The sequence below is a fragment of the Sphingomonas sp. BGYR3 genome, assembly GCF_025153455.1.
GTDB lineage: Bacteria > Pseudomonadota > Alphaproteobacteria > Sphingomonadales > Sphingomonadaceae > Sphingomonas.
In genome coordinates this window covers 1,267,493-1,294,275 of the sequence record NZ_JANZNT010000001.1, presented here as the reverse complement: position 1 = coordinate 1,294,275, position 26,783 = coordinate 1,267,493, and the positions used below count along the sequence as shown (strand labels likewise).

The 26,783-nt window shown below is 66.7% G+C and carries 24 protein-coding genes; 13 read left to right on the top strand and 11 right to left on the bottom strand.

Going from position 1 to position 26,783, the window contains the following annotated elements; translation table 11 throughout:
* Positions 1–51 precede the first annotated feature (51 nt).
* Both NYR55_RS05945 and NYR55_RS05940 read right to left on the bottom strand, forming a co-directional pair.
* On the bottom strand, positions 52–567 hold the full coding sequence (locus NYR55_RS05945) for a phosphoribosyltransferase domain-containing protein (protein ID WP_260020289.1): 516 nt from the start codon (positions 565–567) through the stop codon (positions 52–54).
* Positions 567–1,586, bottom strand: a complete 1,020-nt coding sequence (locus NYR55_RS05940; RefSeq protein ID WP_260020288.1) for an adenosine deaminase — start codon at positions 1,584–1,586, stop codon at positions 567–569. The genes NYR55_RS05945 and NYR55_RS05940 overlap by 1 nt, the downstream gene beginning before the upstream one ends.
* A 116-nt stretch (positions 1,587–1,702) precedes the next feature.
* Here NYR55_RS05940 and NYR55_RS05935 point away from each other — a divergent pair, with 116 nt between their 5' ends.
* Positions 1,703–2,791, top strand: coding sequence for an acyltransferase (locus tag NYR55_RS05935; RefSeq protein ID WP_260020287.1), 1,089 nt, complete (start codon positions 1,703–1,705; stop codon positions 2,789–2,791).
* On the opposite strand, the gene NYR55_RS05930 is transcribed toward NYR55_RS05935, so the two are convergent.
* The 6 genes from NYR55_RS05930 to lgt form a co-directional block, all read right to left on the bottom strand.
* Positions 2,748–5,279, bottom strand: a complete 2,532-nt coding sequence (locus tag NYR55_RS05930; protein ID WP_260020286.1) for a glycoside hydrolase family 9 protein — start codon at positions 5,277–5,279, stop codon at positions 2,748–2,750. The genes NYR55_RS05935 and NYR55_RS05930 overlap by 44 nt on opposite strands.
* A gap of 221 nt (positions 5,280–5,500) precedes the next feature.
* Positions 5,501–6,814, bottom strand: a complete 1,314-nt coding sequence (locus tag NYR55_RS05925; protein WP_260020285.1) for a cystathionine gamma-synthase family protein — start codon at positions 6,812–6,814, stop codon at positions 5,501–5,503.
* Positions 6,815–6,901: 87 nt separating this feature from the next.
* Entirely contained in the window at positions 6,902–7,675 is a 774-nt protein-coding gene (pgeF, locus tag NYR55_RS05920; RefSeq protein ID WP_260020284.1) for a peptidoglycan editing factor PgeF, read from the bottom strand.
* Positions 7,672–8,181: a GNAT family N-acetyltransferase gene (locus NYR55_RS05915; RefSeq protein ID WP_260020283.1), complete on the bottom strand. Its 510-nt coding sequence runs from the start codon at positions 8,179–8,181 to the stop codon at positions 7,672–7,674. Before NYR55_RS05915 ends, pgeF begins: the two co-directional genes overlap by 4 nt.
* Positions 8,178–9,230 (bottom strand): SAM-dependent methyltransferase, encoded by a 1,053-nt coding sequence (locus tag NYR55_RS05910; protein WP_260020282.1) that lies wholly within the window; start codon positions 9,228–9,230, stop codon positions 8,178–8,180. Before NYR55_RS05910 ends, NYR55_RS05915 begins: the two co-directional genes overlap by 4 nt.
* 10 nt (positions 9,231–9,240) lie before the next feature.
* The gene (gene lgt / locus NYR55_RS05905) at positions 9,241–10,119 is read right to left on the bottom strand and encodes a prolipoprotein diacylglyceryl transferase (protein WP_260020281.1); all 879 of its coding nucleotides are present in this window, start codon (positions 10,117–10,119) and stop codon (positions 9,241–9,243) included.
* A gap of 143 nt (positions 10,120–10,262) precedes the next feature.
* On the opposite strand from lgt, the gene NYR55_RS05900 reads away from it, so the two are divergent.
* The 4 genes from NYR55_RS05900 (at position 10,263) to NYR55_RS05885 (ending at position 15,533) form a co-directional block, all read left to right on the top strand.
* Entirely contained in the window at positions 10,263–12,509 is a 2,247-nt protein-coding gene (locus tag NYR55_RS05900; protein WP_260020280.1) for a molybdopterin cofactor-binding domain-containing protein, read from the top strand.
* A complete protein-coding gene (gene hemH, locus NYR55_RS05895; protein WP_260020279.1) occupies positions 12,506–13,513 on the top strand; it encodes a ferrochelatase in 1,008 nt (335 codons plus the stop codon). The genes NYR55_RS05900 and hemH overlap by 4 nt, the downstream gene beginning before the upstream one ends.
* 31 nt (positions 13,514–13,544) lie before the next feature.
* Positions 13,545–14,267 (top strand): acetoacetyl-CoA reductase, encoded by a 723-nt coding sequence (phbB, locus tag NYR55_RS05890; protein ID WP_260020278.1) that lies wholly within the window; start codon positions 13,545–13,547, stop codon positions 14,265–14,267.
* A 261-nt stretch (positions 14,268–14,528) separates the two neighbouring features.
* The gene (locus NYR55_RS05885) at positions 14,529–15,533 is read left to right on the top strand and encodes an esterase-like activity of phytase family protein (RefSeq protein ID WP_260020277.1); all 1,005 of its coding nucleotides are present in this window, start codon (positions 14,529–14,531) and stop codon (positions 15,531–15,533) included.
* Between the two features lie 64 nt (positions 15,534–15,597).
* Here the strand turns inward: NYR55_RS05885 and rpmB are convergent, their stop codons facing one another.
* Entirely contained in the window at positions 15,598–15,894 is a 297-nt protein-coding gene (gene rpmB, locus NYR55_RS05880) for a 50S ribosomal protein L28 (protein ID WP_260020276.1), read from the bottom strand.
* Between the two features lie 113 nt (positions 15,895–16,007).
* Here rpmB and NYR55_RS05875 point away from each other — a divergent pair, with 113 nt between their 5' ends.
* Positions 16,008–16,457, top strand: coding sequence for a nucleoside deaminase (locus tag NYR55_RS05875; protein WP_260020275.1), 450 nt, complete (start codon positions 16,008–16,010; stop codon positions 16,455–16,457).
* Between the two features lie 94 nt (positions 16,458–16,551).
* On the opposite strand, the gene NYR55_RS05870 is transcribed toward NYR55_RS05875, so the two are convergent.
* Positions 16,552–17,232, bottom strand: a complete 681-nt coding sequence (locus NYR55_RS05870) for an OmpA family protein (protein ID WP_260020274.1) — start codon at positions 17,230–17,232, stop codon at positions 16,552–16,554.
* Positions 17,233–17,393: 161 nt separating this feature from the next.
* On the opposite strand from NYR55_RS05870, the gene NYR55_RS05865 reads away from it, so the two are divergent.
* From NYR55_RS05865 to NYR55_RS05855, 3 genes are all read left to right on the top strand, one after another.
* On the top strand, positions 17,394–18,704 hold the full coding sequence (locus tag NYR55_RS05865) for a hemolysin family protein (RefSeq protein WP_260020273.1): 1,311 nt from the start codon (positions 17,394–17,396) through the stop codon (positions 18,702–18,704).
* Between the two features lie 123 nt (positions 18,705–18,827).
* Positions 18,828–20,465 carry a DUF1800 domain-containing protein gene (locus NYR55_RS05860; RefSeq protein ID WP_260020272.1) on the top strand — a complete coding sequence of 546 codons (1,638 nt, stop codon included), beginning with the start codon at positions 18,828–18,830 and terminating at the stop codon, positions 20,463–20,465.
* Positions 20,466–20,468: 3 nt separating this feature from the next.
* Positions 20,469–21,626, top strand: a complete 1,158-nt coding sequence (locus NYR55_RS05855; RefSeq protein WP_260020271.1) for a DUF1501 domain-containing protein — start codon at positions 20,469–20,471, stop codon at positions 21,624–21,626.
* Here NYR55_RS05855 and NYR55_RS05850 read toward each other — a convergent pair.
* Positions 21,623–22,078, bottom strand: a complete 456-nt coding sequence (locus NYR55_RS05850) for an META domain-containing protein (RefSeq protein ID WP_260020270.1) — start codon at positions 22,076–22,078, stop codon at positions 21,623–21,625. The genes NYR55_RS05855 and NYR55_RS05850 overlap by 4 nt on opposite strands.
* Before the next feature lie 146 nt (positions 22,079–22,224).
* On the opposite strand from NYR55_RS05850, the gene rarD reads away from it, so the two are divergent.
* The 4 genes from rarD (at position 22,225) to NYR55_RS05830 (ending at position 26,723) form a co-directional block, all read left to right on the top strand.
* On the top strand, positions 22,225–23,139 hold the full coding sequence (rarD, locus tag NYR55_RS05845) for an EamA family transporter RarD (RefSeq protein ID WP_260020269.1): 915 nt from the start codon (positions 22,225–22,227) through the stop codon (positions 23,137–23,139).
* Positions 23,140–23,224: 85 nt separating this feature from the next.
* Positions 23,225–24,949: an arginine--tRNA ligase gene (argS, locus tag NYR55_RS05840; RefSeq protein ID WP_260020268.1), complete on the top strand. Its 1,725-nt coding sequence runs from the start codon at positions 23,225–23,227 to the stop codon at positions 24,947–24,949.
* A complete protein-coding gene (locus tag NYR55_RS05835) occupies positions 24,949–25,671 on the top strand; it encodes an SPOR domain-containing protein (protein WP_260020267.1) in 723 nt (240 codons plus the stop codon). The genes argS and NYR55_RS05835 overlap by 1 nt, the downstream gene beginning before the upstream one ends.
* A 44-nt stretch (positions 25,672–25,715) precedes the next feature.
* Entirely contained in the window at positions 25,716–26,723 is a 1,008-nt protein-coding gene (locus tag NYR55_RS05830) for a glycoside hydrolase family 3 N-terminal domain-containing protein (RefSeq protein WP_260020266.1), read from the top strand.
* Positions 26,724–26,783 lie beyond the last annotated feature (60 nt).

Genomic DNA, 26,783 nt, shown 5'->3' with positions numbered 1-26,783 from the left:
GGATTGGAAAGGGCGCGGGCCACACCCGCGCCCTTTTTCACGTCCGCGCGATCAGGCGGTGCGTTCCGGCACCTCGGCCGCGTCGGCGGCAATCGCGCTGTCCGGGGCCATCGCCTCCCACGGAAAGATGAACCAGTCCTTGGTCACTGCCCGGTCGATCATGCGGGCGCGGTAATCGACCTTTTGCGTGGAGCGGACATTGTCGAGCAGCGTGGCAAAGCGGACCTGACCCATCGCCGCGCCCTTGGCCGCCATGCGTTCGCGCAGCTTGCCGATGGTGCCGCCGGTATCGTTGATGTCATCGAGGAACAACAGCCGCTCGCCGGCCCGCGTCCGTTCCGCCAGCCGGTCGAGCGGCGCTTCGGAGAAATCAGCGTTCTTCGAAGAATAATCCACCGACAGCGTGGCCAGCCCCGTGGCGTGGCTGAGATAGACACCGGGGGCAAGGCCGCCCCGGCCGATGCCGATGATGAAATCCGGCTGCCAGTCGTCCGCCGCCAGTTCGGCCGCCAGCGCACGGATCAGATCGGCAAAGGCATCGTGCAGAATGGGCGTGAAAATCGGCATCAGGCGTGTTCCGCGACAAAGGCATCGACTGCGGCGACATGGGCTGCAATGCTGTCCGCATCAAGGAAGCTGCCGGTAAAGCTGTTGCGGGCCAGCGTTGCCAGATCGCCGTGCGACAGCCCGCGTGCCGCCGCGACCGCGCGGTAGTTTTCGGCGACATAGCCGCCGAAATAGGCGGGATCGTCGCTGTTCACCGTCGCGCGCAGGCCCAGTTGCAGCATCCGGTCGATGGGATGGGCATCCAGCGACGGGACGACGCACAGCTTCAGGTTGGACAGCGGGCACACCGTCAGCGTCATGCCCGTTTCGGCCAGCCGCCGGGTCAGCGCATCGTCCTCAAGACTGCGATTGCCATGGTCCAGCCGGTCGATGCGAAGCACATCCAGCGCCTGTTCGACATAATCGGGCGGTCCTTCCTCTCCGGCATGGGCGACCAGTTTCAGCCCGGCATCCCGGGCGCGGGCAAAGACGCGGGCAAACTTTTCCGGCGGATGGCCAAGCTCGGACGAATCCAGGCCGACGCCGGTGATCCGGTCCAGCCACGGCTCCGCCTGAGCCAGGGTGGCAAAGGCCGCATCCTCATCCAGGTGACGCAGGAAACAGAGGATCAGTTTCGAGGTAAGGCCATGCCGTTCCTCTGCCGCTGCCATCCCGGCAAGCAGGCCCTGCATGACCGTATCGAACGCAATGCCGCGGTCGGTGTGCGTCTGGGGATCGAAGAAAATCTCTGCATGGACGACGCCGTCCGCCGCCGCCCGGTCGAAATAGGCGATGGCCAGATCGCGGAAGTCTTCTGCGGTGCGCAGCACGTTCGCGCCCTGATAATAGATGTCCAGGAAATCCTGCAGCCGGCTGAACTGATAGGCTGCGCGGATATCCTCCACCGTGGCGAAGGGGATGTCGACGCGGTTGCGCCTGGCCAGCGCCATCATCAGCTCCGGCTCCAGGCTCCCCTCGATATGCAGGTGAAGCTCCGCCTTTGGCAGGCCGGTGATGAACGGTTTGGTAACGGGTGTCATGCCAAGAACGGTAGGCGCAGAGGGCGCACCGCTGCAACACGGTATCGTGTCTCCGGGGGCAGACGATCGTGACGGACAGCGTGCCGAACCGTGGCTCAAGGATATTGGAAGCGGGGTTGACCGGAGCAGCGCCACGCCCCCGCTTCAGCAATTTCGACTGGCTGCGCCTGGTGGCGGCAAGCGCCGTGATCTTTTCGCATTCCTTTCCGATTGCCGAGGACAGCGAGGTCAACGAACCCTTTGTCCGGTATCTGGACGCGCCGATTCTGGGTCTTTTCGGCGTTGCCATGTTCTTTGCGATGAGCGGATTCCTGATTGCGCAGAGCGCTGGATTCAACCCATCGTGGCGGGCATTCCTGCTCAATCGCGCGCTGCGAATCTATCCGGCGTTGCTGGTCGTACTTGTCCTGACTGCGTTCGTGGTTGCCCCGTTCTTCCACGCCCGCGGTGCGATGGGTTTCCTGACCTCGACGATCCCTTTTCGATATGTGGCAAAGGGGCTGTTGCTGCTCGACGGACTACTTCTGAGCGGCCTGCAATTCTATCCCGGCGACTATGGCTGGGTGGTCAACGGGTCCATGTGGACGATCTTGTACGAAATCGCCTGTTATGTGGCGATCGCGCTGCTGATGATGCTGGGCATCATGCGCCTGTGGGCGGTTCTGGCCATAGGGCTGGGCACGGTGCTGGTCGTGCCGTTGCTCATGTCGCCATGGGTGGGGCTGGCCGAGGCGCGGATCGTGCTCCTCGTCGTCCCGGCCTTCTTTGCGGGCGCGGCGATCCATTTCCTCTTGCGCGGCCGGCCCGCCTATCCCGCCTGGCCGATCGCCCTGTGTGCGATGCTGGCCGTGGTCGGTTTTCGCATCGGCCTGCCCCTCGAAACCTTCGGGCTTTGGGGCGCCTATCCGTTGATCTGGATCGCCACCCATCCGCGCTGGCAATTGCCGGGTCTCGATCGCTTCGGCGACATATCCTACGGCATGTATCTTTACGGCTGGCCGGTGCAGCAGGTGTGGCGCGTTCTTTTGGGCGAAGGGGCGACGTGGCAGGCGGTTTTCATGCTCAGCCTGCCGACTGCGGCGCTGTTCGGCTATGCCTCATGGCACCTGATCGAGCGTCGTGCGCTGGCCTTCAAGGCCAGAGCACGTCGACCCGACGGGATTACCGCGCCGCCAGTTCGTTGGCGGCGTTGGCGAGCTGGATGAAGGCAGGACCCAAGTTCACGACATATTCGTTTTCGCCCCAGAAGAACGGCCAGTCCTCCTTGTTCTCCGGAAAATCGGGCTTCAGCATCAGGATACCGGGCACCACGCCGCCTGCGATGAAGCTGAAATCAGCACGGTTGCTGCCATAGCTGACTTCCTTCGACCGCGTGCCGACGCCGGAGACGAGCGACAGATTGTGATAGGGATGCGTGCCCATCAGGAAATCCATCGAGCGGAACACTGCGCTGCCATCGACTATCCCGGGAAACGCCTTGTGCAGCGCATAGGCGGTCAGGCCATGGCTGACGACCGCGCCGGACCCCGCCCAGCCCCCCTCTGTCACCGGCACGCCGAACGGATTGGCCTTTGCCAGTCCGGCATCGACCGCCGCCCATTCGCGCGCCGCCGTTTCCAGCTTGCCGCGATAGGCCGCATCCATCATCGGCAGCGCCTTTATCGCGGTCTGCCAATCGACCATGTTCTTCGCCGCCAGTTCGTCCCACAGCCGGGCGACATGGGGGGCGTATTTCGTCCTGTCGCCGGTGGTCAGCAGCAGCTCGACCGCCGCGTCGAACATTTCCGCCTCAAGCGGTCCGCCGGTGGTGTTGCCGTGGCTGAAGGTGAAGGGCGGGTGCGACTGTTCCTCATCCCAGACCTGAATGGCCAGCTTGCGCGCCTTTGCCGCCAGCGCGTCGTCAACCCCGCCCAGCACGCGCGATGCCGCCGCCATCGCTGCGGCCGATCCGTAATTCAGGGCAGAAGATCTGCTGGTAAACACCCAGCGGTCATCCGGCTTGCCGCTGCGTCCGCCCTTTTCCTCGCCATATTTCAGCGACGGGTCATAGATCAGGCCATCGGTCTTGGCCGCCGCATCGCCCAGATGCGTGTATTGCGCCACGTCCGGTTCGACCACGCCGTGCACGGCATAGCCGACGGCATCGTACATCGACACGAGGTAGCGGGTGCCGTGCGCCACCTGTTGCACCACGTCCGGCTTGCCGTCCGGCACGTGCAGTTCGACGCGGCGGAGCGCAGTGTCGATCCAGGTCGTGTCGCGCGCCGGTTTCCAGCTTTCCCAGGCGTTCACAAGGCCGCGAATGGCGGCATATTGCGTCTGGGTACGGATGTCGAAATCGCCGGCGTCCAGCCAGCCGCCGACATTCAGGCCGGGGATATGCTCGCCGGGTTTGAAGCTGGTGTCGGTGGTCGGTCCCTGACGATACAGGTCGATATGTTCGTGATTGACGGGCGCCTGTCGCGCATCGTCGCGGTGCGGATCGCTGTGCCACACGCGATACGCCTCGTTCACGAACATATGGTCCATCTGGACGTTCATGAACACGTCGTTGGTGGGGTGCCAGGCATCGGCGAACACATCGGCGCTGATACGGAACGTGGCAGTGCGCGTGCCGTCATAATCGATCTGATACAGGCCCGGCGCGGTCGTCGCGGTGAAATCGGCGGTCAGATACTGGTAGCGCTTGTACTTGCCCCACGCCTTGGCCGGCACGGTGCCCGCCACTTGTTCGCCGGTTTCAGTAATGCGGATCAGTCGCGCGTTCACCGCGGGACGGGCATTGGCGTCCAGTTCAATCACCGCGACCTTTTTCTGCGCCGGGGCATAGCCAAGCTGCGAATGGCCGATATTGGGCGGACGGGTCCAGCCGGGGACGCTGTTCGCCTCCAGCGTCCAGTCGATGACCGCGCCGGTCTTGCCCGAGGGCAGGGCACCGCGCACCACGAACCAGCCATTCTGGGCCATGTTGCGCCCGTCGTGCAGGGTCAGCGGGCCGCTGGCCGAGCGGATCGTCACGCGGCGGGCGTCGTCCTCTGGCGCCAGCACCAGGGTCGATCCGGACGCAAAGGGCAGGGTTTCCGCCCCCGGCCCGACCTCTCGCCCCGACGCTGCATTGCGGTCGCCGCCCGCCACCATCGCGGAGGCGGGATAGACCGGCATGGTGCCGCCCCTGCCATCGGCGAGGAAGCTCTTGTGAAAATAGGCCGAGGGCAGGAATTCCAGATTAAACCCCGCCTTGCCCGCAAGCGCGGCCGGCAATGGTTGGTCCAGCACGACCTGCAACCGCATCGCCTTGCCTGCGGGCGTGCCGATGATGCGGTACCGGAAATTGTGCTCCGGATATTCCAGGATCGCCTCGATCGTGCCGGAGGCTTTGTCCACTTTGCGTTCGACAAGCCGTCCGATGGGATCCCATTGACCCGGCGTCGCGGACAGGCGGACGTCGCCATTGGTCGCGGTGCGGACGCCCTGCTGGATCAGTTCGACGCCGGAATGTTTGGCATCGGCGAACAGGCCATCATACCAGTTTGAAAAGACCAGCCAGTTGACGCCGCGCGCTTCCAGATACTCTTGATCGGACAGCTTCAGCCGGGTTTCGGCGACGGGCGTTTGCGCCTGATCCTGCGCGATTGCCGGGATCGAAACCCCCAGCATCGCGGCAGCCGCCACGGTCAACAGCGTGCGCGCCATCATCCTCTCCCTGTCCCAACCACAGGGTCATGCCCTGCATTTTGATAGCGCTATCATTGGGCGCGTCGGACGGGTAGGTCAACCATCATTCTTGTCTGGGAGGTGGAAGGGGAAAGCAGACCCTCACCCTTCCGCGCCTGACGGCGCTGCCTTCCTCTCCCGCTGGCGGGAGAGGAAGGGGCCTGCCGAGAAGCGGTGGGAAGGGTAAGAGTTCTTTACCGTCAAACCGCTGCCAATGCCTGATCGAAATCGGCGATCAGGTCGTCGGCATTTTCAACGCCGATCGAGATGCGCACCAGATTGTCGGTGATGTCGAGCGCGCGCTTGCGATCATCGGGCACCGACAAATGGGTCATTGCGGCGGGCGCGCTGGCCAGCGTTTCCGTGCCGCCCAGGCTGACCGCCAGCTTGGCGATGCGCAGGCTGTCGAGAAAGGCGAACGCCTCCCGCTCGCCGCCCTTCAGATAGAGCGAGAAGGTGGAGCCAGCCCCGGTGCAATGGCGGCGGTAAATGTCCGCCTGGGCATCGTCCTTCAGAAAACCCAGATAGCCGACCCGCTCCACCTTGGCATGATCGCGAAGGAACGCGCAGACCCGCGCCGCATTCTCGCCCGCCCGCGTCATGCGCAGTTCAAGCGTTTCCAGCGATCGCAGCAGCATCCATGCGGTGTTCGGGTCGCAGATCGTGCCGATGGTGTTCCGGATCGCCCGGATCATGTCCATGTGCCGTTTCGACCCCAGCACGCCGCCCGCCACCAGATCGCTGTGCCCGCCGGCATATTTGGTGAGCGAATAGACGACGAGGTCGGCGCCATGCCGCAGCGGTTGCTGCCACAGCGGCCCAAGGAACGTGTTGTCGATGGCGATGGGCGGGCGATCCTCACCCGTGCCGAACACCGCATCGCGGGCCGCAGACACCGCCTCGATATCCACCAGCACATTGGTGGGGTTGGCGGGGCTTTCGAGGTAGATCAGCGGCACCCGGCCCTTTGCCTTGGCCTGTTCCAGCACGCCCTCGATCGTCGCGCGCGATGCGCCGGCGGGGAAATCCAGCCAGTGGACGCCGAACTTGCCCAGCAGCCGCGCGATCATCGTTTCGGTCGCCGCATAGAGCGGGCCGGAATGGACGATCACGTCGCCCGGCTGGACAAAGGTGAGGAACAGGGTGGCGATGGCGCTCATCCCCGAGGAGAAGGCGAGCGCGTCCTCCGCCTCTTCCCAGACGCCCAGCCGGTCCTCAAGGATTTCCTGATTGGGGCCGTTGAACCGGGAATAGACAAGGCCGTCTGCGCCGCCCGGACGCTTGCCCGTCACCCCTTCGAAATGCCGCTTGCCCGCCGCGGCGTTGGGAAAGACGAAGGTGGAGGTGGCAAAGATCGGCGGTTTCAGCGCCCCTTCGGACAAAGCGGGGTCGAAACCGTGCCCCATCATCAGCGTGGCGGGGCTCAGTTTTCGTCCGCCGATCGTTTCGATATTCGCTTTTGGCCTGCGGCGCGGGGTGACGCCGGTCAGATCGGCCTCGGTTTCGTTGGACATGAATACTCCTGATACGGATGACCGCCCGTCTGGTGCGGGCGCGATTGCATCAGGGTAGCGGATCAAACGGCCCCAAGGAACCGCCCGTCACAGACCGATCAGGCTGATCTGGCGGCCATAGTCCGGTTCGCCGCGATGGGTGGCCCGGCGAAAGCTGTAGAAGCGGTCGGTTTGCGGATAGGTATCCTCGCCCAGCATCGCCACGCGGCCGACGCCCGCGCTGGCCAGCCGATGCGCGACATACCCCTCCAGATCGAACTGGACATGCCCCTCCCGCCCATCGGCGAAAAAGCGTTCATTGGCCGCATCGTCGGCGCAAAACCGCTCGGCAAAGGCCAGGTCGACCTCATAGCTGGCGCGGGCGATGCACGGCCCGATGGCGGCGACGATGCGGTCGCGGCGGGCGCCCAATCGCTCCATCGCATCCAACGTCCGGTCGGTGACGCCGCTGATCGCCCCTTTCCACCCGGCATGGGCCGCACCGACCACGCCCGTCTGTGCATCGGCGAACAGCACCGGGGCGCAATCGGCGGTCAGGATGCCGAGCAGCAGGCCCGGCGTGCGCGTAACCATCGCATCGGCATGGGGGCGGGCATCATCGGCAATGGCGGCATTGACGATCACCGCCTCTGCCGAATGAACCTGATACAGGGTGACGAGCGTCGCGCCCGGCAGCACCGCATCCACCGCGCGGCGGCGATTTTCGCTCAGTTCCGGCGACAATTCCGCCTGTCCGCGCCGCCCCATGTCCAGGCCGGCCATGACGCCGGTCGAAACGCCGCCCCGGCGACCCAGAAAGCCGTGCGCGACCCCGTCCAGGAGGGTGGAACGGAGCACCTCGACGGGTTTGTCGCCGTTCATAGCGCCAGCCGCAGGACGATGTCGGCATCCTCGTGATTGCCGACCTTGAACACATAGGGGCCGACTTCGTCGAACCCGTAGCGGGCATAGAAGCGGCGGGCGCGGTGATTATCGGTGAACACGGACAGATACAGGTCCTGTGCCGCCGTGCCGCGGGCGGTGTCGATCGCCCATTGCATCAGATCGGCGGCAAGGCCCGTGCCCTGCCAGGGTTTCAGTACATAAAGCTGGCGCAGTTCGATGGACGGGCCGCGCGCCTCGAACGGCAGGCTGGGCGGGCCAAGCTTGGCATAGGCGACGGCCCGCCCGTCTGCCTGTCCCATGCGCACGCGAAAGGCCGGGTCGGTCAACTCGCCCAGCCAGCGTTCGGCGCTGTGCCCGGCAAGGAACAGCGCCAGATCGTCGGGATGGTACAGATGGCCAAAGGTTTCGGTGAACGAATCGCGGGCCAGCGCCGCCAGCGTTGCGGCATCGTCCGGCGTCGCGTCGCGCAGATGAACGGTCATGCCAGCCCCGCCGGTTCGGGCCAGCCGGGTGCGGTGACGGCAATCACCTTGAATAATGCGCCCATCTGATCCGGCGCGACAAGGCGCAGCCGGTCCGCCTCGACCTGTTCCATCCGGTCGGGCGCGGCATTGCCGAGCGCGGCGGCGCGCGGGCCGATGCCGAGCGCGGTCAGCCATGCGCCCTGTTCAACAGGGCCATAGGCCAGCGCATCCTCTGCCCGTGCCGCCTCGACCAGCGTGGCGAAATCGACATGGGCGGTCAGATCGCGGCTGCCCGGTTCCTCGAACGGATTGGCATATTGATGGCCCGACACGGCCTGAAGCGTGTCGGCAAGCGTGGGGCCGCCATCATAGCCATAATCGATGACCAGCGCGATGCCGCCCTGTGCCACCAGCCGCTGGCTGAGCGCGCGCATCACCGCGACGCTGGCGGGCGAGGTTTCCAGGATCGACCCCGGCGGTGCATCGCGCAGGTGCGGCGGGATGATCTGATCGAACCCGGTCTTGCCGGGAATGGGCAGGAACAGCGTATCCTGACTGGCCACCAGCCGCTCGCGCCAGCCCTCTGCCGTCTTGATCAGCTGACGGATGGGCAGGGCGTCGAAAAATTCGTTGGCGACGATCATCAGGGGCAGGTCGTCGGGCACCCCGACCAGATCGACGTGCCATTCCGCATGGGGCACCCGTTCCGCCTGGGCCGCGCGCAGGACAGGGCTGGTTTCGACAAAATGGACGGGCGGGGCAAGGCCGACGGTCGCCATCGCGCGCAGCGCATCGGCGGCCAGCGTGCCGCGACCCGGCCCCAGTTCGACATAGCGCACCTCTGGCCGACCCGCCCGGTCCCACGCATCGGTCAGTGCAAGCCCGACCAGTTCGCCGAACATCTGGCTGACCTCTGGCGCGGTGATGAAGTCGCCGCGTTCGCCCAGCGGATCGCGCGTGGCATAATAATGGGCGTTGGCCGCGCCCATATATTGCGCGACCGGGATCGGCCCGGCCAGCGCGATGGCGCGGGCCAGCCGTTCGGGCAGATGATCCTGTTCGGCCATGTCCATGGGATCAGGCGACGCTCTGTGCACCCGCAACCGGCTCCACCCGCTGGCGCCGCCCCTTGGCCGTCAGGATCAGGTAGATGCCGCCGACGATCATGGGCAGCGTCAGGACCTGGCCCATGTGCAGCACATTTTCGAAGAAGGTGCCGGCAAACTGGCTGTCCGGTTCGCGGAAGAATTCGACGATGAACCGCGACAGGCCATAGCCGAGCAGGAAGATGCCGACCAGCTTGCCCGGTTCGTACCGCGCCCTGGTGCGCCAGAAGGCAAAGGCGAGGACCGCGAACAGCACCAGCCCCTCCAGCCCCGCCTCGTAAAGCTGGCTGGGATGACGGGGCGGGTCGATGCCGCCTGCAATGGTGCGCGGAAAGATGATCGCCCAGGCGACATCGGTCGGTTTGCCCCATAATTCGCCGTTCACGAAATTGGCGATCCGGCCGAAGAACAGGCCGAAGGGGACGCAGCACGCGACATAATCATGCACGCGCAGCCAGTTCAGCCCCTCCTTGCGGCTCATCCAGATTAGCGCAAGGCTGGTGCCGATCACCCCGCCATGGAACGACATCCCGCCGTCCCACAGCCGGAGCACGCGCACCGGATTGACCAGCATGTCGGGGGCATAGAACAGGATATAGCCGATGCGGCCGCCCAGGATGATGCCCAGCGCGGCATAAAAGACCAGATCATCGGCATGGCGCCGCGCCATCGGCGACCCCGGCTGCGCGATCAGCCGCAGCAGATACCACCAGCCGACGATGATCCCGGCGATATAGGCAAGGGAGTACCAGCGGAGCTGAAAGAAACCGACGTCGAGCGCGACCGGATGCAGCCCCAGTGTTTCGAACCGGAGATAGTCGGTGCTCTGGGCGAGCAGGGAAAGGATCACGGCAGGCTCCTGTTGGTTGCGCGTTCCATAAAGGGGGCAGGCGCAAAACCCAAGCGCGAGTGCCCGCCGCGCGCGATCTTTCCGATTTTGCATGGGCTCCCGGGCGCTGGCGCTTCCGCCCGGCGATGGCTAGAGCGGGGCGGATGGCACGCAAGGCGCAGCAACGGGGACCCGCGATCGACCGGCGGACGCTGATGATCGGCGGGGGCGCGGGCATCGGGCTGTTGCTGGCATGGAGCGTGTGGCCGCGCCGCTATCCCGATGCGATGGCCGCTGCCGAAAACGAGGTCCAGCTGGCCGGATGGGTCAAGGTCGGCCGCGATCATCAGGTGACGATCGGGATGCCGCAGGGCGAATTCGGCCAGGGCATCTGGACCGGCCTGTCGATGGTGCTGGCCGACGAGATCGGTGCTGACTGGCGCTATGTCGGGGTGGAGCCGGTGGCGGACGGGCCGAAATCGGCCAACGCCATGGCCGCCGATGCCGTGTTCGGCGACGGGCTGGCCGGCGTGCCCGGCGCGGTGCGGGATGAATGGCTGCGCCGTATCGGCCTGACCCTGACGGGGGGATCCACATCGGTGCGGCGGTTCGAGGCGGAATTTCGCGCCGCCGGTGCCGCCGCCCGATGCCTGTTGCAGATGGCGGCGGCGGACCGCTGGGGGGTCGACTGGCGGCAGTGCACCGCCATCGGGGGTACCGTCCGCCATGGCGACAAGACGCTGCGGTTCGGCGAGATCGCGGAGGCTGCGGCGGGGTTTGACGCGCCCGACCCCGCGCCGCTGCGCGACGATACCGACGGACGCCTAATCGGCCAGCCGCTGCCGCGTCTGGAAATGCCGGCAAAGATGGACGGATCGGCGAATTTCGCCGGCGATATCCGCCTGCCGGGCATGGTCCATGCCTCGGTCCGAGGCGGGCCGGTGGGGGACACCGAACTGATCGGTGCCCGGCAAAAGGCCGCGCGGGCGATGCCCGGCGTCATCGACCTGTTCACCTATGCCGATTGGGTTGCGGTGGTCGGGACCAGCTGGTGGGCGGCGGACCGGGCGCTGGACGTGCTGGCCCCCCGGTTTCGCACCGACAGCGGCATCGTCAATTCCGACAGCATCGACGCCGCGCTGGATACCGCGCTGGAGGGGTCGGGCGAGCGTATCGTGTCGCGCGGGGACCTGTCGGCCAGTTTTCGCGGCGCGCGGATCATCACCGGCAGCTATCGTGCCGGCCTGGTCGTCCATACGCCGCTGGAACCGGCCAGTGCGACCGCAGCGTGGCAGGACGGCCGGCTGACCCTGTGGATCGCGACGCAGGCGCCGTCGCTGGCGCGCGAGGCCGCCGCCGCTGCCATCGGAATCGATCCGATGGCGGTCATCCTGCATCCGATGCAGGGCGGGGGCGGGTGCGGTGCCAAGCTGGAGACGCGGGTGGCGGCGCAGGCGGCGATCCTGGCCCGGCGGCTGGAAAAGCCGGTGCAGCTCACCTGGTCGCGCGCGGAACAGAGCGTGCAGGACCGGTTCCGTCCGCCCGCCGCCGCGCGCATGGCGGCGCGGCTGGATGCCAATGGATCGATCACCGGCTGGGCCGCGCGGATTGCCGCACCGTCGACGGGGCGGGAAATGGCGGACCGGCTGATGCGGCCCTATCTGGCCCGCGCAGCCGGATCGGTCATGCCGACGGGCATTGGCGACCGCGCGGCGGTGGCGGGGGCGGAAACCCCCTATGGCATCGCCAATCTGGCCGTGGATCACCACCCGGCCGAAATCGGCGTGCCTACCGGATATTGGCGGTCGGGCGCCCACAGCTATACCGCGTTCTTCACCGAATGTTTCGTCGACGAGCTGGCTCGGCTGGCCCAGACGGAGCCGCTATCCTATCGCATCGCGATGCTTGGCGGATCGCCGCGCCTTGCCCGCTGCCTGACCACCATCGCCTCGCTTGGCGAATGGCAGGGGGCGGAACCCGGCAGCGGTCAGGGCATTGCTGCACACAGCTTTGCCGGGTCGCACATCGCCGTGCTGGCCGAGGCGCGGATGGAGGGTGCGCGCGTCCGCGTCGACCGGCTGGTCGCCGCGGTGGATTGCGGGCGGGTGATCCATCCCGACCTGGTGCAGCAGCAGATCGAGGGCGGAATGCTGGCCGGAATGGCCGCCGCCATCGCCGGTGGCACCGGTTTTACGGAAAACCTTGCGGATGTGCGCGGATTTGCCCAGATGCGTCTGCCGATGCTGTCCGAATGTCCGGATATCACTGTGGAGATCCTTCGCAGCGATGCCGAACCGGGCGGCATTTCCGAATTGGGGGTGCCGGCAGTCGCCCCTGCCATCGCCAATGCGCTCGCAACACTGGGAGGGGACCGGTTGCGGACGCATCCGTTCAGGACAGCAGACGAATGACGCTCCCTCCCGATCATCCGCCCGTCGTACCGCCCAGGATCGGCGTCCTGGTCGTCAATCTGGGCACGCCGGATGCACCCGACACCGCATCGGTCAGGCGTTATCTGCGCCAGTTCCTGTCCGACCCGCGCGTGATCGAAATTCCGCAGCTGCTGTGGCAGCCGATCCTGCGCGGCATCATCCTGAACGTACGGCCGCGCAAGTCGGCCCATGCCTATCAACAGGTATGGACCGATGACGGGTCGCCGCTGGCCGCGATCACCCGCGCCCAGGCAAATGCGCTGAAGGGCCGGTTCGGGCCGGGCGTGACGGTCGATTATGCCATGCGATACGGCAAGCCCGCCATCGTCGACCGGCTGCGCGCGATGAAGGATGCCGGGTGCGACCGCATCCTGATCGCGCCGCTTTACCCGCAATATTGCGCGGCGACGACCGCGACGGCGAATGACGAGGCGTTTCGCGAGCTCGGCCGGATGCGGTGGCAGCCGGCGCTGCGCACCCTGCCGCCCTATCACGACGACCCCGTCTATATCGCCGCGCTGAAGGACAGCCTGACCGAGGGGCTGGCCGGGCTGGATTTCGAACCCGATGCCATCGTCGCCAGCTTTCACGGGATGCCCAAGCGGACGCTGATGCTGGGCGACCCCTATCATTGTCAGTGCCAGAAGACCGCGCGCCTGTTGTCAGAGGCGATGGGCAGGCCGCTGACCGTTGCGTTCCAGTCCCGATTCGGCCCGGCAGAATGGCTTGGCCCGCCAACGGACAAGACGCTGGAAGAATTGCCGGGCAAGGGCGCGAAGAAGGTCGTCGTTTTTGCCCCCGGCTTTTCCGCCGACTGTCTGGAAACGCTCGAGGAAGTCGCGATGCAGGGGCGCGAATCGTTCATCGAGGCGGGCGGCACCCATTTTGCCTATCTGCCGTGCCTGAACGACAGCGCGATCGGCATGGCGATGCTGGAACGGCTGATCGGTCGCGAGCTTGAAGGCTGGGTGCGACCGGCTTAACCCTGTCGGGCGACAACAAGGAGAGGATCACATGGCACGAGTGGCAATCGTTACTGGCGGCACCCGCGGGATCGGCGAGGCGATCAGCCTGGCGCTGAAGGAGCAGGGGATCACCGTTGCCGCAAATTATGCCGGCAATGACGAACGCGCCCGCGCCTTTACCGAGCGGACCGGCATCCAGGCGTTCAAATGGGATGTCGCCGATCACGAAGCCACGATGGCCGGGGTCAAGGTGGTCGAGGATGCGCTTGGCCCCGTCGATATCGTCGTCAACAATGCCGGCATCACGCGGGACGGCACGCTGCTGAAGATGACGTATCAGGCGTGGAAGGAAGTGATCGACACCAATCTTGGCGGCTGTTTCAACATGGCCAAGGCGACCTTTCCCGGGATGCGCGATCGCAAATGGGGCCGGATCGTCAATATCGGGTCGATCAACGGCCAGGCCGGACAATATGGCCAGGTGAACTATGCCGCCGCCAAATCGGGCATCCACGGCTTTACCAAGGCGCTGGCGCAGGAAGGGGCGAAGTTCGGCGTGACGGTGAATGCCATCGCCCCGGGCTATATCGACACCGACATGGTCGCGGCCGTCCCCGCCGAGGTTCTGGAAAAGATCGTGGCCAAAATCCCGGTCGGCCGTCTGGGCCAGGCGACGGAAATCGCGCGCGGCGTTGCGTTCCTGTGTTCCGACGAGGCAGGGTTCGTCACCGGATCGACCCTGTCGATCAACGGCGGTCAGCACATGTATTGAGGCTTTGCCGGGATGGGCGGCCGACCGGCTGAATGCTGGTCGGCCGCGATCCTCGCTACGCTACCGGAGGACAAATCGGATTTGGCAGCCGCGATACGCAACAAGCGGCCATCCGGTATGCAACGCCATCGCGGATTGCCGCTGATCGGTTCCTGAACACCCAATTCATCTGGCGTTCATCCCGGGGAGCACCGTCCGGCGGGGGCGCAGCGGCATCGACTTTGTCAGTGTGCAGTGCCGCATGAATGGGTATGGGGGAGCGTGCGCATCCCCGTTCCCATCGTCCTTGCCGCCATGCTGTTCGTGACGCCCGGCTATGCCGGACTGGACAAGCTGCCCCTATACGGGCCGGACCCGCAGGTGACGTTCACCGAGGTAGCGCTGTACCCGGATCAGCCGGAGAGGCGCGACCTTGGCCCGCTCACCTATCTGGGCGGCATGGCGATGGCCAGTTTCGATCCCGCCTTTGGCGGCTTTTCCGCCATGACGACCGATGGGCGCACCTTTTTGCTGCTGAGCGACGGCGGCAACTGGATGCGGTTTTCGATGCCGGTGTTCGGCCGGCCGGGCAAGCCGGTCTTTGGCGACCTGACCGACGGGCCGGGCGGCGGCTGGTTGAAGGAAGACCGCGATACCGAGGCGATGACCGCCGATCCGGCAACCGGCCGGATCTGGGTGGCGTATGAACGCAAGAACGCCATCTGGCGCTATGTCCCCGGACCGGGTCCGGTTCGTTCCGATGCGCATGTCCGGCCAAAGGCGATGCGCCGATGGGAGCTGAACCGCGGGGCAGAGGCAATGGTCCGGTTTGCGGACGGCCAATTTCTGGTCCTGGGCGAAGATCCGATCTGGGGCGTGCCGGACCATTTTCCTGCGTTCCTGTTTGCCCGCGATCCGACCCTGCCCGGCGTGAAGGCCGTTCCGCTACGCTATCGGACAGAGGACAAATACCGCGTCACCGACGCGGCGGAGCTGCCGGACGGCAACCTCATCGTGGTGCTGCGGCGGTTCGACATGCCCTATCGCTGGCGCGTCAGGCTGGGCATCATCGACCGCGCGACCATCGTGCCGGACGGGACCGCTCCGGTTCGCACCATTGCCGAGTTCGGCGAGGGTACGCGCGTCGAGAATTACGAGGCGCTGGCGGTGACGCGGGAGGGAAAGGACGTGATCCTGTGGATCGCATCCGACGACAATCAGTCGATCCTTCAGCAGAGCCTGTTGATGAAGTTTCGCTTGGACATGCGAAAGGCCGGCGCGGAATGACCCGCCCGGCCTGTTGCATGGATCGTGGCCGGACACGCTGAACGCATCCGGCGGATCGAAGGGATCAGGCGCTCGCCTTGCCAGCCAGCTTGCGGGCCACGTCGCGCTTCAGGCGGCGGGCACGCAGCGACAGCGAATCGTCGCCGGTCTTCAGCAGCCAGTTGTCCAGGCCGCCATTATGTTCGACCGAACGCAGGCCATGGGTCGACACGCGCAGACGCACCGAACGCTCCAGCGCGTCGGAGATCAGCGTGACGTTCTGCAGGTTCGGCAGGAACGTGCGCTTGGTCTTGTTGTTGGCGTGGGAAACATTGTGGCCCACCTGCCGGCCCTTGCCGGTCAGCTCGCAAATGCGCGACATGATGTTCAATCCTGATTTCGGGGTTGCCCGGAAAGTCGGTGCCGCTACTGGAAAAGCGCCGGGGCGTCAACCGCTGGCTTGCACCCGGCCTTGACGCGCCGCATAGCAGCGCAATGTTTCCCCTGCCATCCCCGATGCTTGCCGCGATCGAGGCGGCGCGCGCCGCAGCGGCGGTCGGGGAGGTGCCGGTGGGGGCCGTGATCGTCCGGGACGGACAGGTGATCGCGACCGCCGCCAATGCCCCGCGCCGGATGCACGATCCCACGGCGCACGCCGAAATCCTCGCGATTCGCGAGGCTGCGCGCGTGCTGGGCCGGGAACGGCTGGAGGATTGCGACCTGTGGGTGACGCTGGAACCGTGTGCGATGTGCGCGGGCGCCATCGCCCATGCGCGCATTGCCCGGCTGTATTTCGGGGCATCGGATGAAAAGGGCGGCGCCGTGGATCATGGCCCGCGATTCTTTGCGCAGCCGACCTGTCACCACCGGCCGGATGTCTATGGCGGGATCGGCGCGGATGCGGCGGGCGCGCTGCTGCGCGATTTTTTCGGGCAGCGCCGCTAGGCCGCACCGATTCGGCGCATCGCTGCGGCACGAAACGGAAAAGGGCGAGGCATCGCTGCCCCGCCCTTTCGCGTAACGCCAGTCCGGTAAGGGATCAGCGGGCCAGTTCGTTCTGGCTGATCGGCACGACCTTGATTTCGACGCGGCGGTTTTCCGCGCGGCCGGCCTCGGTCGTGTTGTCGGCAACCGGCTGCGTTTCGCCGAAGCCGCGGGTGCCCATGCGGGCGCGGGCCACGCCGCGGGTCGACAGATAATCGGCAACCGCATCGGCGCGCCGCTGCGACAGGGTCAGGTTATAGCTGTCGCTGCCGGTCGAATCGGTGTGGCCATACACATCGACATAGGTCTGGTTGTAATCGGCCAGCACCTGCGCGACCTGATCCAGCGTGGTGCGGAACTGCGGCTGGATGCTGGCGCTGTCGGTGGCAAAGGTGATGCCCGACGGCATGTTGAGCAGCAGGTCGTCGCCCTGGCGCGTCACCTCGATATCGGTGCCGGCCGTGCGCTGGCGCAGCTCGCGCTCCTGCCGATCCATGTAATTGCCAATGCCCGCACCTGCGATGCCGCCAATGCCCGCGCCGATGATCTTGGCCGTGCGATCATTGCGGCCGCCGACGATGTCGCCCAGCAGATAGCCGCCCAGCGCGCCGCCCAGGCCGCCGATCGCGGTCTTGGAAATCCGCTTTTCGCCGGTCACCGGATCGGTGACGCAGGCGCTGGTCACTGCCATCGCGGCAACGGCACCGGCCATCATGATCTTTTGTGCAGTCTTCATCTGTGTTCCTCCGTTTTACGTCTTTGCCCCATTCTGACGCCGGGGGCCTTCATTCCACCCTACAACCGTAAAAATTGCCAGTTGTTCCGCAAGCGCATCGGACTGTTTCGCTGAACCCATTGTGAAGCGTGGGGCGTTCCGGCTAAGGCGTCATCACGCAGATGGAACCGCTTCCCCCATTTCCCTGGCTCGACGTCGTCATCATCCTTGCGCTGGTGGCGCTGAACGGCGTGTTCGCCATGTCGGAACTGGCGATCGTGTCGGCACGTCGCGCCCGGCTGGACGGACTGGCCAAGGGGGGTAGCAGGGGCGCGGTCGCCGCGATCGAGCTGTCCGAAAATCCCGGCAAGTTCCTGTCGACCGTTCAGATCGGCATCACCCTGATCGGCATTGTTGCCGGTGCCTATTCGGGCGCCAGCCTTGGCGGGCCGGTGGCGAAGCGGATCGAGATGCTGGGCCTGGATGCCGAACTGGCGCAGACGCTGGGGTTCAGCGTGGTGATCGGCATCACCACCTACGCATCGCTGATCGTCGGCGAACTGGTGCCCAAGCAGTTTGCGCTGCGCTCGCCCGAACGGATCGCGATCTGGGTCGCGCTGCCCATGCGCTGGCTGGCGGTGGCGACGGCGCCAATCGTTTGGCTGTTGGATGCGTCGAGCGCGCTGGTCTTTCGCCTGCTCGGCCTGGCCCGCGAATCGGAAAACCGGGTGACGGCAGAGGAGCTGCACCTGATCGTGTCGGAAGCGACCAAGTCCGGCGTGATCGAGGAGCATGAACGCTCCATCATCTCGGGCGTCGTGCGCCTGGCCGACCGGCCGGTGCGCGAGGTGATGACGCCGCGCACCGAAGTGGACTGGCTGGACGCCGGGCTGGACGAGGCGGCGCTGCGCGAGCGGCTGCGCGAAACGCCGCATACCCGGTTGCCGGTGGCGGACGGATCGATCGACAGCGTGCTGGGCGTCGTGCAGGCGCGCGACATCGTGGCAGCGATGGTCGCGGGCGAGCCGCTGAACCTGCGTGCGCTGATGCGGCAGGCGGCGGTGCTGCCGGATCAGCTGGATGCGATGGACGCGCTGGAAATGCTGCGCCGGGCGGACGTACCGGTGGGGTTCGTTCATGACGAATATGGGCATTTCGAAGGGATCGTGACCCCGGCCAACCTGCTGGCCGCGATCGCGGGCGAATTCGCGTCGGATGCAGAGCCGGGCGAGGGCGCGATGATCGTCGAGCGAGAGGACGGATCGCTGCTGGTCGCGGGACAAGCGCCGGCCGACCTGCTGGCCGACCGGATCGGCATCGACCTGCCCGAAGATCGCGACTTCGCCACCGTGGCGGGGCTGGCGCTGGCGGTGCTGAAGCATCTGCCGGACGAGGGCGAGGTATTCCGCGAACAGGGCTGGCGGTTCGAGATCGTCGATCTGGACGGACGCAAGATCGACAAGCTGCTGGTCAGCCGGATCGCGCGCGACTGACCCCGACGAACGGCGACCAGACGGTTTGCCGCAGCGGTGAAGCGTTGAGTGATCCGTTTGGCTGGGACAGTTTTGCGACAGACAGGCATTATCCCCGGACCGAGAGGATAAGGGATAGCGCCGATGGCCAGTCTTCAGATTGCCGAAAACCGATTTGGGCTGGGCGCCCGGCCCGACCGGTCGGACGGCGGCGATGCCCGGCAATGGCTGATCCGTCAGCTTGACGGGTTCGACCCGCGGCCGGCCGTGCTGGCATCGGTGCCGGGCAGCGAGGCGGTTGCGCGCGCTGTGATCGACTATCGCCAACAGCTGATGGAAGAAGGCGTGCAGCCGGGCAGGGCCCGCAATCAGAATGGCGATCAGGGCACGTCGCCGCCCGCCGGACAGGGATCGCCCCAGGACCAGCGCCGCGCGCGCCGCCGGATGATGCAGCAGGGCGCGAACGCCCCCATGGCCGGCCCGATGTCGGAAATGGACGGGCGCGATCCTGCGATGCCGGGCATGGCCGGGCAGGCGATGGCTGGGCAGGGGATGGACACCATGGCCGCGATGCCGCCGGGACAGCAGAACCCGATGGGCGGTCTGGAACAGCGGGTGCAGCAGTTTGTTCGGGAGCGGGGGCGTGAACTTTATCCTGTTGCGGTGGCCGCGCGCGTGCAGGCGGCTGTTGCCACGGATACGCCGTTCGCCGAGCGGCTGGTTCATTTCTGGTCCAACCATTTCGCGGTTTCCACCGACAAGCCCGCTGTGCTGGCCCTGGCCGGGCCGATGGAGTTCGAGGCGATCCGGCCGCACGTGATGGGCACGTTCCGCGACATGGTGCGCGCATCGACGCGGCATCCGGCGATGCTGATGTTTCTGGATCAGGCGCAGTCGGTCGGCCCGGACAGCGTGCTGGGCCAGCGGGCGCGGCGGCGGCAGCTGGGCCTCAATGAAAATCTGGCGCGCGAGATCCTGGAGCTGCACACGCTGGGCGTGAAGGGCGGGTATAGCCAGAACGACGTAACCGAATTCGCCCGCGCGCTGACCGGATGGACGGCGGCGGGATTCGGCCGGGGCCAGATTGCCCGGCGGTTGGCGGGACAGGCCGATGCCAGCGACGGCGCGTTCCAGTTCGTACCGCAGATGCATCAGCCGGGCGCGCGCACCATATTGGGCCGGACCTATCCCGATGGCGGGGAGGAACAGGCGCTGGCGGTGCTGGACATGCTCGCCGTCCATCCGATGACGGCGCGGCATATCGCCACCAAGCTGACCCGGCATTTCGCGGGCGACACGCCGCCGCCCGCCATGGTCGCGCGGCTGGAAAAGGCGTTTCTGGCATCCGATGGCGATTTGCCGACGCTGTACCGCGCGATCATCGATTCGCCGGAGGCATGGGTGCCGGAGCCGGTGAAGTTCCGCACACCATGGGAATGGAACATCGCCGCCCTGCGCGCGCTGAATGTCGAGGAGGCGCCCCGGTTTGCCACGGTCGGCCTGTTGGGTCAGCTGGGCCAGCCGGTCTGGCGACCCGGATCGCCCGCCGGGTTCGATGATATCGCCGCCAGCTGGGCCGCGCCCGATGCCGTGATGCGCCGCGTCGAGGCGGCGGAGCGGCTGGCGATGCGGATGGGTCGGGCGGCCGATGCCCGCGCGCTGGCCCCGAAACTGTTCCCCGACACGCTGGGCGCGGCCACCAGTCAGGCGATTGCCCGTGCCGAGGATGGCACACAGGCGCTGGCGCTGTTGCTCGCCTGCCCCGAAATGATGCGGAGATAGACGATGACGCTTTCCCGTCGCGCCCTGCTGGCCGCCGCCGGACCGGCCACCCTGTTGACCTTTGCCGCGCCCGGCATGGTGATGGCCGCGCCCGCCACCGACCGGCGGTTCGTGTTCATCATCCAGCGCGGCGCGGCCGATTCGCTGGGCATCCTGGCCCCAACCGGCGACCCGGCATTCGCTGCGGCGCGCGGCGTGCTGGCCGAGGATTTCGCAAGCGCCCCGACCATGGGCGGCCTGTTCGCGCTGCATCCGGCGCTGACGGAGGTGTCCGCCCTGTATGGCAAGGGCGAGGCGCTGTTCGCCCATGCCGTCGCCTCCCCCTATCGCGAGCGGTCGCATTTCGATGGGCAGAACGTGCTGGAGACGGGCGGGGCCGCTGCCTATGCGGTCAAGGATGGCTGGCTGAACCGGCTGCTCACCCTGTTGCCGCGCACAGAGGCAAAGGCGATTGCCATCGCCGCCACCGTCCCCGTCGCGCTGCGCGGGCCGGTGGAGGTCGCATCCTATGCCCCGTCCAACCTGCCCGATGCGTCGGACGACCTGCTGGCGCGGGTCGGCGCGCTGTATGAAAGCGATGCGCAGCTGCACGCCCTGTGGCAGCAGGCGAATGCCACGCGGATGCTGGCCGGCGATCTGGCCGCAGAGGCGGGGCGCAATGCCGCCGCGACCGGGGCGCTGGCCGCCCGGATGCTGGCCGCGCCAGCGGGCGAGCGGGTCGCGATGATCGAAACCGGCGGATGGGATACCCATGCGGGGCAGCGTGGCCGCCTGACCGGGCAGCTGCGCGGGCTGGATGCGATGATTGGCGCGCTGCGCACCGGCCTTGGCGACCATTGGGCCAGCACGCTGGTGCTGGTGGCGACCGAGTTCGGCCGGACGGTCAAGGTCAACGGCACGCAAGGGACCGATCACGGCACGGGCGCGATGGCGATGCTGATCGGCGGCGCGGTGAAGGGCGGGCGGATCGTGGCCGACTGGCCCGGCCTTGCGCCCGACAAGCTGCTGGAGCAGCGGGACCTGCGCCCCACGCTGGGGCTGGACGCGCTGATCGCCAGTGCGGTGGCCCAGCATTTCGCGCTGGACCGGGAACGGGTGGCCGCCACGCTGTTCCCGGCATTGCCGCGCAGCGCAGATGTGCCGGGCCTGATCCGCGTTTAGGGCAGTCGCCGCCAGCGATAGATGCCGCCATCGTCGGTCAGGGCAAGATACAGGTCGCCGTCGCGCACGACATAGGACGCGACCTTGCCAAGATCGCGCGCGATCAGCATGTCCCAGGTGCCCGGCGGGCACATCGCCCGCGTCGTCGCCCCGCTGGTCATCGTCAGTGTCGCCCCATCCGCGCGCCACTGGCCCATCCCCCGATTGCAGTCGAGCTGCATCGCCAGCCGCCCGTCGGCCTGAAAATCCAGCTTGTATCGGTCGGGTGCAGCCGGGCTGATCGTTCCGATGCGATCGTTCGGCGACTGAAATTCGACCAGTTGCCAGCGCGTGTTGCCAAGCGGGGGCTGGCTCATCTCGTTCTCCTTGCCCGGCGGGCCGGGCGCATTCGGCATGGGCTGGCACGCGGCCAGCATCAGTGCGGCAACCGGGATTAAATGGCTCAGACGCATGGCCGCTCTCCTGCCAGGGCGGGGATCGCCCCGCCGGTTGGGACGGGATCACAGATAGGCGGCCGGGACGATGCGGCAAGCACGGCCATGTGCGCCCAAACCACAGCTGTTTTGACGCGGCGCAGCATCGCCCCTAGATCGCGGGGGTGGAACCCGCCATCGCCCCCGTCCAACCATTGTGCCGCAAGGGGCTGACCCAGGCGTTCGGCGCCTATGTCCTGTGGGGGCTGTTGCCGCTTTATTTCGCGTTTCTGGCCCATGTGACGGCGTGGGAAGTGGTCGCCATGCGCATCCTGGGGTCGGTCGTGCTGCTGGGCGCGATCATCCTGATGCTTGGCCGGTGGGAAAAGCTGCGCTCGGTGCTGGCCAACCGGCGGACGATCGCCATGCTGATGGCCAGCGCGGCGCTGATTTCGGTTAACTGGCTGGTCTATATCTGGGCGGTTCAGCATCATCAGGTGCTGGCCGCCAGCCTGGGCTATTTCCTGAATCCGCTGGTCAACGTCCTGTTGGGCGTGACCTTGCTTGGCGAGCGGCTGAACCGGGTGCAGGGCGCGGCGATCGCGCTGGCCGCGGCGGGCGTCGCGGTGCTGGCCAGCGGCGCGGGCGCGGCGCTGTGGATCAGCCTGGCGCTGGCCTTTTCCTTTGGATTTTATGGCCTGGTGCGAAAGCTTGCCCCCGTTGAATCGCTGGAGGGGCTGGGCATCGAAACCGCGATCCTGACCCCCTTTGCCGCCGGCTGGATGTTCTGGCAGGCGGGGCATGGCGGCGTTGCGCTGGGCAGCGATGCGGCGACGACCACGTTGTTGTTGACGGCGGGCGCCATCACGGCAGTGCCGCTGTTACTGTTCGCCGCCGCTGCCCGCCGACTGCCGCTGACCGTGCTTGGCCTGATCCAGTATCTGGCCCCGACGATGCAGTTCGTGCTGGCGATCAGCGTGTTCGGAGAGGTGATGACGACGGCGCACCTGATCTGTTTTTCGCTGATCTGGGCGGGCCTCGTCCTGTTCGCCGGCAACAGCTGGATCGGCAGCCGACGACGCGCGGTCGCTGCGGGCTGACGCCCGCGCCCGCTGTCCCACCCCTTTGCCCTTGATCCGCGCATGGTCTAAGCGCCGCGCTGATCCGAACCGCTTGGAACCTGCAATGTCGCTTTATGTCCGTTTCGCCGCCCATCTGAACGCCGCGCTGGATGCGCTAGAGGCCGATGGCGTGTTGCCCGCCGGGCTGGAGCGCCGGTCGATCACGGTCGAGCCGCCCCGCGATGCCAGCCATGGCGATCTGGCGACCAACGCCGCGATGGTGCTGGCCAAGCCCGCGGGCACCAATCCGCGTGCGCTGGCCGAAGCGATTGCCGGCAAGCTGAATGCGCTGGATACGGTTGCGGCGGTGTCGGTCGCCGGGCCGGGCTTTATCAACCTGACCCTGATCGACGATGTGTGGCGCGGCGAGATGACCGAAATTGCCGGGCAGGGCGACGGTTATGGCCGGTCGACCAGCGGACAGGGCGTCACCGTCAACATCGAATATGTCTCTGCCAACCCCACCGGGCCGATGCACATGGGCCATTGCCGGGGCGCGGTGGTCGGCGATGCGCTGGCCTCGCTCCTGGAATTTGCCGGGCACCGGGTGATCCGCGAATATTATGTCAACGATGCGGGCGGGCAGGTCGACGTGCTCGCCCGGTCGGCGCATCTGCGGTACCGCGAGGCGCTGGGCGAGACGATCGAGATCCCCGAGGGGCTGTACCCGGGCGATTACCTGAAGCCCGTGGGCGCCGAACTGGCGGCGGAATATGGCGACCGGTTCGTCGGCGCGGACGAGGGCGAGTGGCTGGCGCTGTTCCGCACCCGCGCGGTGGCGGCGATGCTGGTGATGATCCGGGCCGATCTGGCGCTGCTCGGCATCCATCACGACCTGTTTTCGTCAGAGGCGGAATTGCAGGCGGCGGGCAAGCCCGAAGAGGCCGAGGCATGGCTGCGCGCCCGCGACCTCGTCTATGACGGCGTGCTGGAAGCGCCCAAGGGCGAGACGCCCGAGGATTGGGAGCCGGTCGAGCTGCCCCTGTTCCGCGCGACCAAGTTTGGCGACGATCAGGACCGGCCGATCAAGAAATCGAACGGCAGCTGGACCTATTTCGGTGCCGACATGGCCTATCATTTCCAGAAGGCGCAATCGGCCGATCAGCTGATCGACATCTGGGGCGCGGACCATGCCGGCACGGTCAAGCGCATCCAGGCCGCCGTCGCCGCGCTGACCGAGGGCAGGACGCGGTTCGACGTGAAGCTGGTGCAGATGGTGCGCCTGCTGCGCGGCGGCGAACCGGTGAAGATGTCGAAGCGGGCGGGTAATTTCGTGACGCTGGCCGATGTCGTGCGCGAAGTGGGCAAGGATGTCGTCCGCTTTACCATGCTGACCCGCAAGGCGGATGCGCAGATGGACTTTGATTTCGCCAAGGTGGTCGAGGCGTCGAAGGACAATCCGGTGTTCTACGTCAACTATGCCCATGCCCGGGTTCATTCGATGAAACGGCGCGCGGCAGAGGCGGGAATCGCCGACGGACCGGCCGACCTGTCCCTGCTTGGGACGGAGGAGTTGTCGCTGGTCAAGCTGGCGGCGCAGTTCCCGCGGGTGGTCGAGGGGGCGGCCGCGGCGCGCGAACCGCACCGGATTGCGTTCTATCTCTATGATCTGGCAGCGGAATTCCATTCGCTGTACAATGCGGGCAATGATGATCCCGCCCGCCGTTTCGTCATTGCCGACCGTCCCGACCTGACACGGGCGCGGCTGGCGCTGGGCGATGCCATCGGGCAAGTAATTCGAAACGGTCTGTCGATTATGGGTGTCGCGGCCGTGACGGAGATGGGGTGATGACCGACAGACGCATTGACGGGTTCGAGGACGGCGAAAAGCTGCCCTGGCTGGAAAGTGCGCAGGATTTCGACGAGGCCCGATCCGGCTGGTCGCGCATCGGCCTGTTGGTCGTGGCGGGCATCGTGCTGCTGGCCGCGCTCGGCTTTGCCTATTCGATGATGTCGCGCCCGTCCGGCGGCGACGGGGATGGATCGCTGATCGCGGCGCCCCAGGGCGATTACAAGGTCAAGCCGACCGATCCCGGCGGCATGAAGATGGCGGGGGAGGGCGACAGCGTCTATGCCGCGACCGAGGGGGCCGTGACCAACGCGTCGGTCGATCTGTCCCGGACGATGGAAACCCCGGTTGCGGGCAAGGTGGTGCCCAGTGCGCCCGCGCCCAAGGCAACCGGCGCGCCCAAGGTGGCGGCGCCCGTGCCGGAAAAGGCAAAGCCGCTGCTGCCCAACACGGCCGCCCCGGCTGCAGCGAGCAGCGGCGGTGGCGGATCGGTCGTCCAGCTTGGCGCCTATCCGACCAGCGTGGCCGCCGATCAGGCATGGTCTGCGCTCAGCCGCCGCTTTCCCTGGCTGGCCCCGCTGGGCAAGTCGGTCCAGTCGGCCGAGGTGAATGGCCGGTCGGTCAGCCGCCTGCGCGTCAATGCGGGCAGCGCGATGCAGGCGCGTGAGCTGTGCCAGCGGCTGAAGGTCGCGGGCGAAAGCTGTTTCGTCGCGGCGGATTGAGCGGGGCGGTTTCCCAAGCCATCCGCTTGAGCTAGGCGAAGGGCATGAAGCCCGTCATCTATGGCCTGTCCGGCCCAGCGATCACCCCCGACGAACGCGCATTTTTCAGTGAGGCCGATCCCGTCGGGTACATCCTGTTCCGCCGGAACGTGGTGGACCGTGCGCAGCTGCGCGCGCTGACCGACTCACTGCGCGACCTGTCCGGGCGGGGCGACCTGCCGATCCTGATCGATCAGGAGGGCGGCCGGGTGGCGCGGATGGGGCCGCCGGAATGGCCCGCCTTTCCCGCCGGTCCCCGGTTCGATGCGCTGTACGATATCGCCCCCGCCACCGCGATCGAGGCCGCGCGGATCAATGCGCAGGCGATCGGTGCGATGCTGGCCGAGGTTGGCATCACCGTCGATTGCCTGCCGCTCCTGGACGTCTGTCATCCCGACACCACGCCCGCCATTGCCGAGCGCGCTTATGGCCACGACCCGATGCGTGTGGCGGCGATGGGCCGCGCGGTGCTGGACGGGCTGGCGCGCGCAGGCGTGGTCGGGGTGGTGAAGCATATGCCGGGCCATGGCCGCGCCCGGGTGGACAGCCATTACGACATGCCGACAGTGGATGCGGACGAGGCGGCGCTGGAACAGGATCTGCACCCGTTCCGCGCGCTGGCCGATGCGCCGATGGGCATGACGTCGCACATTCTGTTCAAGACATGGGATGCCGAACGGCCCGCCACGCTGTCGCCGGTCGTCATTGGGGACGTGATCCGCCGCCGGATCGGCTTTGACGGCCTGTTGATGACCGACGATATCGACATGAAGGCCCTGTCCGGCACGGCGGGACAAAAGGCGGCGGGGGCCATTGCGGCCGGATGCGACGTGGTGCTGGATTGCTGGGCGCGGATGGCGGAGATGGAGGATATCGCCGCCAGCATCGGCGATGCACCGCAGGTGACGCTGGACCGGCTGGACCGGGCGATGCGCCAGCGCCGGGCCGGGACGCAGCCCGACGATTTTGCAACACTGATCGGGAAACGTGACGCGTTGCTTTCAATTGCATGAACAACCCTTGCCGCGTTGCGCGACGCTGCTAGGGTTCGGTCGCGGCGTGATTCGCAGCGC

Excerpts from the sequence above, each read along its gene's own strand:
- NYR55_RS05945 (WP_260020289.1), bottom strand. The coding sequence starts at position 567 with ATGCCGATTTTCACGCCCATTCTGCACGATGCCTTTGCCGATCTGATC.
- NYR55_RS05940 (WP_260020288.1), bottom strand. The coding sequence starts at position 1,586 with ATGACACCCGTTACCAAACCGTTCATCACCGGCCTGCCAAAGGCGGAG.
- NYR55_RS05930 (WP_260020286.1), bottom strand. The coding sequence starts at position 5,279 with ATGGCGCGCACGCTGTTGACCGTGGCGGCTGCCGCGATGCTGGGGGTT.
- NYR55_RS05925 (WP_260020285.1), bottom strand. The coding sequence starts at position 6,814 with ATGTCCAACGAAACCGAGGCCGATCTGACCGGCGTCACCCCGCGCCGC.
- pgeF (WP_260020284.1), bottom strand. The coding sequence starts at position 7,675 with ATGAACGGCGACAAACCCGTCGAGGTGCTCCGTTCCACCCTCCTGGAC.
- NYR55_RS05915 (WP_260020283.1), bottom strand. The coding sequence starts at position 8,181 with ATGACCGTTCATCTGCGCGACGCGACGCCGGACGATGCCGCAACGCTG.
- NYR55_RS05910 (WP_260020282.1), bottom strand. The coding sequence starts at position 9,230 with ATGGCCGAACAGGATCATCTGCCCGAACGGCTGGCCCGCGCCATCGCG.
- NYR55_RS05900 (WP_260020280.1), top strand. The coding sequence starts at position 10,263 with ATGGCACGCAAGGCGCAGCAACGGGGACCCGCGATCGACCGGCGGACG.
- hemH (WP_260020279.1), top strand. The coding sequence starts at position 12,506 with ATGACGCTCCCTCCCGATCATCCGCCCGTCGTACCGCCCAGGATCGGC.
- phbB (WP_260020278.1), top strand. The coding sequence starts at position 13,545 with ATGGCACGAGTGGCAATCGTTACTGGCGGCACCCGCGGGATCGGCGAG.
- rpmB (WP_260020276.1), bottom strand. The coding sequence starts at position 15,894 with ATGTCGCGCATTTGCGAGCTGACCGGCAAGGGCCGGCAGGTGGGCCAC.
- NYR55_RS05875 (WP_260020275.1), top strand. The coding sequence starts at position 16,008 with ATGTTTCCCCTGCCATCCCCGATGCTTGCCGCGATCGAGGCGGCGCGC.
- NYR55_RS05870 (WP_260020274.1), bottom strand. The coding sequence starts at position 17,232 with ATGAAGACTGCACAAAAGATCATGATGGCCGGTGCCGTTGCCGCGATG.
- NYR55_RS05865 (WP_260020273.1), top strand. The coding sequence starts at position 17,394 with ATGGAACCGCTTCCCCCATTTCCCTGGCTCGACGTCGTCATCATCCTT.
- NYR55_RS05860 (WP_260020272.1), top strand. The coding sequence starts at position 18,828 with ATGGCCAGTCTTCAGATTGCCGAAAACCGATTTGGGCTGGGCGCCCGG.
- NYR55_RS05855 (WP_260020271.1), top strand. The coding sequence starts at position 20,469 with ATGACGCTTTCCCGTCGCGCCCTGCTGGCCGCCGCCGGACCGGCCACC.
- NYR55_RS05850 (WP_260020270.1), bottom strand. The coding sequence starts at position 22,078 with ATGCGTCTGAGCCATTTAATCCCGGTTGCCGCACTGATGCTGGCCGCG.
- argS (WP_260020268.1), top strand. The coding sequence starts at position 23,225 with ATGTCGCTTTATGTCCGTTTCGCCGCCCATCTGAACGCCGCGCTGGAT.
- NYR55_RS05835 (WP_260020267.1), top strand. The coding sequence starts at position 24,949 with ATGACCGACAGACGCATTGACGGGTTCGAGGACGGCGAAAAGCTGCCC.
- NYR55_RS05830 (WP_260020266.1), top strand. The coding sequence starts at position 25,716 with ATGAAGCCCGTCATCTATGGCCTGTCCGGCCCAGCGATCACCCCCGAC.